Origin of the sequence: Bergeriella denitrificans NBRC 102155, assembly GCF_001592185.1 — a bacterium.
Taxonomy (GTDB): Bacteria; Pseudomonadota; Gammaproteobacteria; order Burkholderiales; family Neisseriaceae; genus Neisseria; species Neisseria denitrificans.
This window is the reverse complement of record NZ_BCWL01000087.1, coordinates 1-8,455: the sequence shown is the minus strand read 5'-3', so window position 1 is coordinate 8,455 and position 8,455 is coordinate 1. Positions and strand designations below refer to the sequence as shown.

Here is an 8,455-nt window from a genome sequence, read left to right as displayed (position 1 = left end):
CGGCTCGCCGCCTTGTCTCAATCTAAATTGAAACGACTTTAGATAAGGAGAACTGTGCAAAGGTTTCTTAAGGTAAAAAATTTTCCTTTACTAAAATATTTTTTCGTATAAAATAAATTATATTAAAATATCTGTACAACAAGCAGAATTTTCATTCTCCGCCACGGAGACTGTTTTGAGGAGGAAATCATGAAGCAGAAAGCATTCACTACAAGGCAGTTTTTTACACTTTCTTTTTTTCTATTCGCTATGTTTCTCGGTGCCGGCAATATTATTTTTGCTCCTGTGCTCGGGCAGGCTGCGGGCAGCAATCTACCGGAGGCTATGTCGGGCTTTCTGATTACGGGTGTCGGTTTGGTATTGCTGGCGATTGTCGCTTTGGCACGAAGCGGCGGAGCGGTTGAGAATTTGGCTAACCGGGTTCATCCTGTATTTTCCGTTTTTTACTGTGTCGCATTGTTTTTGGTACTTGGTCCGGCCTATGTGATTCCGCGTACCGGTGCTGTGGTTTACGAAGTGGCGGTATTGCCTTTCTCCGGTGCGGCTGCGGAAGGTGCGTTTGACTGGGTGCTGTTGGTGTTTTCTTCTATATTTTTCGCGTTGACGGTTTATCTGACGGCAGACATCGGCAAAATGGTACGGCGTGTCGGAGACATCATGACGCCTTGCTTTATCGGTTTGCTGTTGGTCATTTTGGCCGTGTCGTTGTTCAAGCCGCTCGGTTCGGTCGGCATGCCTTCGGGAGATTATATTGCCAATGCTTTCGGAAAAGGATTTACCCAAGGTTATTTTACGATGGATGTGTTGGCTGCGTTTGTATTCGGTAAGATTTTTTTGGACGCTACCCGGCGTACGGGAATCGGCAGCAGCGAGTTAAACAGCGTATTTGTCCGTTGCGGGATATTCAGTATGTTGGCATTGGCCGGAGTGCAGTTGTCTCTGTCGTGGTTGGGTGCGACCAGTGTTTCGGCTTTGGGCGTATCGGCTAACGGAGGACAGGCTTTGACCGGTATCGTCGGTTTGCTGCTGGGTTCGGCAGGTGTGTGGATTTTGGCGGCGGTGGTTTTCTTAACCGGTTTGACAACTGCTATCGGCTGTTTAAGTGCAGTAGCAGAGTATTTCAGCCGCAGGTTTACGGCTTTGTCTTACAAAGGGTGGGTAGCGGCATTCGGTATCATCAGCTTTTTTATTACCAATTTCGGGCTGACTTCGATTTTAAAATTTTCCGCCCCTTTTCTGTATCTCCTTTATCCCATTTCGATTACGCTGATTGCGTTGGCTTTACTGAACCGTTTTATCGGTTATCGTCCTGTATATGCGGGTGCCGTGGCCGGTGCTGCGCTGATGGGTTTTTCAGACGGCTTGAAGGAAGCCGGATGGCTGCCTCAGGGCTGGGATACCGCAATGGCTCAACTGCTTCCGTTTTACAGCAACGGTATGGGCTGGATTGTGGTTGCGTTGTTCGGCGGACTGATTGGCTATGCGGCGGAAAAAATATTCTGCTTGAGCGGCAAAGTATTTGAAAACGAGCCTATTGTCTAACCAAGAAACAAGCTATGCCGTCTGAAAAAACGGAGGAAGAACAGTTGTAATTTTTGCTGTACTGTTGTCGGTGACGATTCGTGCAGAGGCGTGCTTTATCAAGTCCAATCTTGGGATGGCCGTATGATATCAGCCGTCTTTGTTGACGGCAGGATGGGAGCAAACCCAAAGAATCAGCGCGTCTTCTTTGCCTGCAATACAGGCATGCCTCATGCTGCTGTCGAAATAACAGCAGTCTCCGGCATATAGGGTAACGGGTTGATAAAAGTCGGTATGGACGGTTATCTCCCCGCTCAGTACGTAAATAAATTCCTCTCCGTCATGTTGGAGCATGGAAGGAAATTCTTTGATACTGCGGGCTTTTACTGTGGTTAGCAGGGGAACAAACTGTTTGTTCGTCAGCTCTCCGCACAAAGGGCGGTAATCATATTGCGCAGTGCGGTGGAGTGGTGCTTCCCCTGTACGGGTCACAGCAAGTCTGCCGTTAGGGGTGGCGTGTTGCTCTTCGTAAAACAGTTCGGCGACATGTACGCCCAAGCCTCGCGCAAGAGCGGCGATTTTTTCATAGGTGGGTGACAGCTGGCCTTTTTCTATTTTAGACAGCGCAGAAACGGAAATCCCGCTTTTTTCGCTGAGCTGCTGCAAAGTCTGCCCGCTCTGTTTGCGCAGACGGTGCAGTTTAAGAGACAAAAAGTTGCTGCTGTCTGCCGGTAAATCGTAGGACTGAGTGGACGGCATGGTCTTTTCCTGTGGCAAATATTGTTCTGCTGGAATTTTAACATATCCGCCGTTATTTTTTCCGATACGGGAAAATGGCGGAGGCAAGGAGGCTTTAAGATGTCGGGTGCAGAATCTGGTGTTATCGTTATCGGTGCGGGTATTGTCGGTATCAGCTGTGCGCTGCACTTGCAGAAAAGCGGATACCGGGTAACGGTCATCGATCCGCGCGGCGTAGCGGGAGGCGCTTCTCATGGCAATGCAGGGTTGGTTGTTACCGGAGAATGTGTGCCGCTGAGTACGCCGGAAATGGTAAAGGCTCTTCCTAAGCTATTATTGGATAAAAACAGTCCTTTACAGATGGATTGGGCTTATGCGCCGAAAATGACAGGCTGGTTTTACCGCTTTTTGAAAGCAGGCACTCTGCGGCAGGTGGAACATGCTTCGGCCAGCCTGAGCGCACTGTTGGAAAAAGCTGCCGCTGCGCATTATGAGTTGGCTGGATGGGCCGGGTGCAGGGGTAACATTGCCCGTACTGGCTGGTTGAAACTTTTTGAACGTGATGATACCTACCGTGCCGCCCGTATCGATTTTGATCGAATGGAGCGTTTCGGTGTGCGTTGCGACTATATGGACGCAGCAGCCATCCAAGCCGCCCAGCCCAACTTGGCACCGGTATTCAAACACGCTGTCAACCACCCCGACTCTCTGCAAATTGTCAATCCGGGCGAATATGTCAAAGCATTGGGTAGTTTGTTTATGCTGCGCGGAGGGCGGTTGGTACAGGCGGAAATAACCGGATTGGAGCGGAAAAATCACCTGATTACCGCCGCACTCAGCCAGACCGAGCGTTATGAAGCAGACGCTTTTGTCGTTGCAGCAGGGGCATGGTCGAAAAAACTGAGTGCCGATACGGGAACTTTTGTGCCGCTGGATACAGAGCGCGGCTACCACATCGAAATTGATGTTGCGGCGGAACATACTGTCAGCGAACCTTTATTTTGGGGTGAACATTCGGTAGTCATGTCGCCGGGCGGCGGCAAACTGAGAATTACCAGCAGCGTGGAGTTTGCCGGGCTGCACAAAGTGCCCGATTTCAGAAAATTGGCGGCAAAGCGCGATGAGTTCCAACGTATCCACCGCCATCCTTTGGGCAAAATACGCGCCGAATGGCTGGGATTCCGCCCGTCGGTGCCGGATTCTATTCCCGTTATAGGCCGTGCCAACCGAGCCGACAATGCTTTTTTGGCCTTCGGACACGGCCATGTCGGGCTGACGCTGGGGCCGGTAACCGGCCGGATTATCGCAGACTTAGTGGCCGGCCGAACACCCGAAATCGATACTGCACCTTATTCCCCTTCCCGTTTTTTAAAATAAGCAAGGAAACAGAATGAAATTCTTCGACTACGAAACCACCGGCAGCCTTCTGCCTTATCCTGCGCTGATTGAAGCGGTGTTCCGCATATTCAACGAGGGCTGCGAAGTGCCGCGCCGGCATATCCATGCAATCGGCAGCAGCGATTCGGCTTCGACGCTGCTGATTATGCCGGCGTGGCAGAGGGATGGGTTTATGGGTATCAAGCATGTCACCATTTATCCTGAAAACGGCCGGAAACACGGGCTGCCGGGCTTGTTTTCGACTTATACGCTGTTTGACGGGCGCAACGGCAGGCCGTTGGCGGTTATTGACGGCAATCAGATTACCTGCCGCCGCACGGCTGCCGCGTCTGCTTTGGCGGCGCGTTATCTGGCGCGGCAGGACGCGGAAACGCTGCTGATTTGCGGTGCGGGGAATGTGGCGGCGGAGCTGGCGCCGGCTTATGCGGCGGTGCGGGATATCAAGCGTGTATTGGTTTGGAATCCGACTGCGGAGAAGGCGGAAAAACTGGTTGCCCGCTTGCGGGAGCAGGGTTTTGCCGCTGAACCCGCCCTTGATTTGGCACAAGCCGTGGGAGAAAGCGATATTGTCAGCTGTGCGACTTTATCTACGGAGCCGCTGATTTTGCGCGAGTGGGTGCGGCCGGGCACGCATATTGATTTAATCGGCAGTTTCAAACCGGATATGCGTGAGTCTGATGACGCGCTGTTTGCGGATACGTCGGTCTTCGTGGATACGGACGAGGCTTTGGATAAGGCGGGGGACTTGCTGTCGCCGATGGCGGCGGGGGTGTTTGCGCGCGGGCAGGTTCGGGCGGATTTGGCGGAGTTGTGCGGCGGCCGCCATGCGGGACGGCAGTCTGACGGGGAAATTACGGTTTATAAGGCGGTCGGTTCGGCTGCCGAGGATTTGGCTGCGGCGGTGTTGGTCTATCAGGGCGCGGCTTAAGAGAAGCCGTCTGAATTTTTCAGACGGCCTTTTTGGTTTAAATGTTATTTTTTTGATATAACGGCTGTTTTGTCTTACTCAAAAGGGCTAAAATGGCGGCTGTAGTTGGTTGTAGCCCTTGTTTTATTCACATCGTTTTGACTGTTTATGAAAGGCTCGTCATGTTTGATTTCGCTTTCCCTTCCCAATCTTCTTTACGCCAAGCGGTAACGGATGCTTACCGTCGCGATGAAACCGAAGCCGTACAGGATATGCTGCAACAGGCGCAGATGAGTGATGAGGAAAAACGGAATGCGGATGCGCTGGCGCGCCGTTTGGTGACGCAGGTGCGTGCCGGCCGTACCAAAGCCGGCGGCGTGGACGCGCTGATGCACGAGTTTTCACTCTCCAGCGAAGAGGGTGTGGCGCTGATGTGTCTGGCGGAAGCGCTGCTGCGGATTCCCGACAATGCCACGCGCAACAAGCTGATTGCCGACAAACTTTCAGACGGCAACTGGAAAAGCCATTTGAACAACAGCCCGAGCCTGTTTGTCAACGCTGCCGCGTGGGGGCTGCTGATTACCGGCAAGCTGACGACGCAAAACAATGAGCAAAACCTCGGCTCCGCGCTGACCCGCCTGCTGGGCAAGGGCGGCGAGCCGCTGATCCGCAAAGGCGTGGACTACGCCATGCGTATGCTGGGCAAACAGTTCGTTACCGGACAAACCATAGAAGAAGCCCTGCAAAACGGCAAAGAGCGCGAAAAAGCGGGCTACCGTTTCTCCTTTGACATGCTCGGCGAAGCGGCGATGACGCAGGCCGATGCCGACCGCTATTATCAGGATTACGTCAGCGCGATTCACGCCATCGGCAAAGACGCTGAGGGAGCCGGCGTGTATGACGGCAACGGCATTTCCGTCAAACTCTCCGCCATCCATCCGCGCTATTTCCGCGCGCAACACGGGCGCGTGATGAGCGAATTACTGCCGCGCCTGAAAGCGCTGTATCTCTTGGCCAAACAATACAACATCGGCCTCAACATCGACGCCGAAGAAGCCAACCGCCTCGAACTCTCGCTGGATTTGATGGAAGCGTTGGTATCCGACCCCGACTTGGCCGGCTTCAACGGCATCGGTTTCGTGGTGCAGGCCTATCAGAAACGCTGCCCGTTTGTGATTGATTATTTGGTGGACTTGGCGCGCCGCAACAACCAAAAACTGATGATTCGTCTGGTAAAAGGCGCGTATTGGGACAGCGAAATCAAATGGGCGCAGGTGGACGGCCTAAACGGCTATCCCGTTTACACCCGCAAAGTGCACACCGACATCTCCTATCTCGCCTGCGCGCGCAAACTCTTGGACGCGCAAGACGCGGTATTCCCGCAATTCGCCACCCACAACGCCTACACCCTCGCCGCCATTTACGAAATGGGCAAAGGCAAAGATTTCGAACACCAATGTCTGCACGGCATGGGCGAAACCCTGTACGACCAAGTGGTCGGCGGACAAAACCTCGGCCGCCGCGTCCGCATTTACGCGCCCGTCGGCACACACGAAACCCTGCTCGCCTATCTGGTGCGCCGCCTGCTGGAAAACGGCGCGAACTCCTCCTTCGTCAATCAGATTGTCGATGAAAAAATCAGCATCGACGAACTCATCCGCAGCCCGTTCGACACCATCGCCGAACAAGGCATCCACCTGCACGCCTCCCTGCCGCTGCCGCGCGACTTATACGGCAAAGGCCGTCTGAATTCTTCGGGCATAGATTTAAGCAACGAAAACGTGCTGCAAAACCTGCAAGAACAGATGAACCGCACGGCGGCGCAAAGTTTTCAGACGGCCTCCGTCATCAACGGCACACCGCGCACAGTCCGCCCCGTACAAGAAGTCCGCAACCCCGCCGACCACAGCGATATCGTCGGCACAGTCAGCTTTGCCGACGCAGAGCTGGCCGCCGAAGCCGTAGCCGCCGCCGTTTCCGCCCAAGCCGCATGGCGCGCCGCCCCCGCCGCCGAACGCGCCGCCGCATTGCGCCGGTTTGCCGACTTACTGGAACAACACACCCCCGCCCTCATGATGTTGGCCGTGCGCGAAGCCGGCAAAACACTCAACAACGCCATCGCCGAAGTGCGCGAAGCCGTGGATTTCTGCCGCTATTACGCCGGTGAAGCCGAACACACCCTGCCCGAAACCGCCCAAAGCATCGGCACCGTCGCCGCCATCAGCCCGTGGAACTTCCCGCTGGCCATCTTCACCGGCGAAGTCGTCGCAGCATTGGCGGCGGGCAACACCGTCGTCGCCAAACCCGCCGAACAAACCAGCCTCATCGCCGCCTATGCCGTATCACTGCTGCATCAGGCCGGCATTCCCGCCCAAGCCCTGCAACTCGTGCTCGGCGCAGGCGACGTCGGCGCAGCCCTCACCGCCGACCCGCGCATCAACGGCGTCATCTTCACCGGATCCACCGAAGTCGCACGCCTGATTAACCAAACCCTCGCCAAACGCACCGACAACCCCGTGCTCATCGCCGAAACCGGCGGCCAAAACGCCATGATTGTCGATTCCACCGCACTGGCCGAACAAGTGTGCGCCGACGTACTCAACTCCGCCTTCGACAGTGCCGGACAACGCTGCTCCGCCCTGCGGATTCTGTGTCTGCAAGAAGACATCGCCGACCACATGATACGCATGATAAAAGGCGCAATGGACGAATTGCGCGTCGGCAACCCATGCCGTCTGAACACCGACATCGGCCCCGTCATCGACTTAGAAGCACAGCAAAACCTGCTCGCACACATCGAAAAAATGAAACGCGCGGCCAAGTCTTATCATGAAACCCGAATTTCAGACGGCAACGACACACAAAACAGCACGTTCGTCGCCCCCGTATTGTTCGAACTGAACAATCTCGACGAATTGCAGCGCGAAGTATTCGGCCCCGTATTGCACGTCGTCCGCTACCGCGCCGACGAACTCGACAACCTCATCGATCAAATCAACGCCAAAGGCTACGCCCTCACCCACGGCATCCACAGCCGCATCGACAGCACGGTAGAACACATCAAAACCCGCATCGAAGCAGGCAACATCTACGTCAACCGCAACATCGTCGGCGCCGTGGTCGGCGTACAGCCCTTCGGCGGCCACGGCCTCTCCGGTACAGGCCCCAAAGCCGGCGGCCCGTTTTACCTGCAAAAACTTAGCAGCCTGAAACAATGGATCGCCCCCGGCCTCAGCAAAATCGGCCAAGCCGACGAAGCCGCGCTCAAACGCCTGGAAACCCTGCTGCACAGCCTGCCGCTGCCGCAAGAACAAAAAATGGCCGCCGCAGCCGCCCTCGGCCAAGCCCGGCTGCGCACCCTGCGCGGTGCCGAAAGCGTACTGACCGGCCCCACCGGCGAACGCAACGTATTGAGCTGGAAAGCCCCGCAGCGCATATGGCTCTACGGCGGCAGCCTGATCCAATCCTTCAACGCACTGGCACAACTCGCCGCCAACGGCATACAGGCCGTCGTCGAACCCGCCCACCCGCTGGCCGCCTATGCCGACAGCTTGTACGGACTGCTGCAAGTCAACCCGCAGCCCGAAACCGCACACATCAGCCACGCCGCCGCCCTCGAAGCCCTGCCCGCCGAACGCAAGCAAACACTGGCAGCAGGCAGCGGCCCGCTGATTAAAATCCTGCCCGCCGAAAACGGCCTCGACATCCTGCAAATCCTGGAAGAAACCGCCTGCAGCACCAACACCACCGCCGCCGGCGGCAACGCCAGCCTGATGGCCATGTCCGATTAAGCGGTCACAAATAAAAGGCCGTCTGAAACTGCAAAACAGTTTCAGACGGCCTTTCTTTAGCGCAGTAGGTCGGGCATTTTTGCCCGACAATTCGTTGATA

Annotated in this window: 5 protein-coding genes; 4 read left to right on the top strand and 1 reads right to left on the bottom strand. The window is 55.4% G+C overall.

Features of this window, described 5'->3' with window-relative positions; genetic code table 11:
* Positions 1-189 precede the first annotated feature (189 nt).
* Positions 190-1,542: a branched-chain amino acid transport system II carrier protein gene (brnQ, locus tag BDE01S_RS06110; protein WP_082790434.1), complete on the top strand. Its 1,353-nt coding sequence runs from the start codon at positions 190-192 to the stop codon at positions 1,540-1,542.
* Positions 1,543-1,671: 129 nt separating this feature from the next.
* On the opposite strand, the gene BDE01S_RS06105 is transcribed toward brnQ, so the two are convergent.
* Positions 1,672-2,280, bottom strand: a complete 609-nt coding sequence (locus BDE01S_RS06105; protein WP_066078741.1) for a helix-turn-helix domain-containing protein — start codon at positions 2,278-2,280, stop codon at positions 1,672-1,674.
* A gap of 21 nt (positions 2,281-2,301) precedes the next feature.
* Here BDE01S_RS06105 and BDE01S_RS06100 point away from each other — a divergent pair, with 21 nt between their 5' ends.
* From BDE01S_RS06100 to putA, 3 genes are all read left to right on the top strand, one after another.
* On the top strand, positions 2,302-3,636 hold the full coding sequence (locus BDE01S_RS06100) for an NAD(P)/FAD-dependent oxidoreductase (RefSeq protein ID WP_147283863.1): 1,335 nt from the start codon (positions 2,302-2,304) through the stop codon (positions 3,634-3,636).
* A gap of 13 nt (positions 3,637-3,649) precedes the next feature.
* Entirely contained in the window at positions 3,650-4,585 is a 936-nt protein-coding gene (lhpI, locus tag BDE01S_RS06095; RefSeq protein WP_066078736.1) for a bifunctional Delta(1)-pyrroline-2-carboxylate/Delta(1)-piperideine-2-carboxylate reductase, read from the top strand.
* Positions 4,586-4,746: 161 nt separating this feature from the next.
* Positions 4,747-8,355, top strand: a complete 3,609-nt coding sequence (gene putA / locus BDE01S_RS06090) for a bifunctional proline dehydrogenase/L-glutamate gamma-semialdehyde dehydrogenase PutA (RefSeq protein ID WP_066078733.1) — start codon at positions 4,747-4,749, stop codon at positions 8,353-8,355.
* Positions 8,356-8,455: the final 100 nt, after the last annotated feature.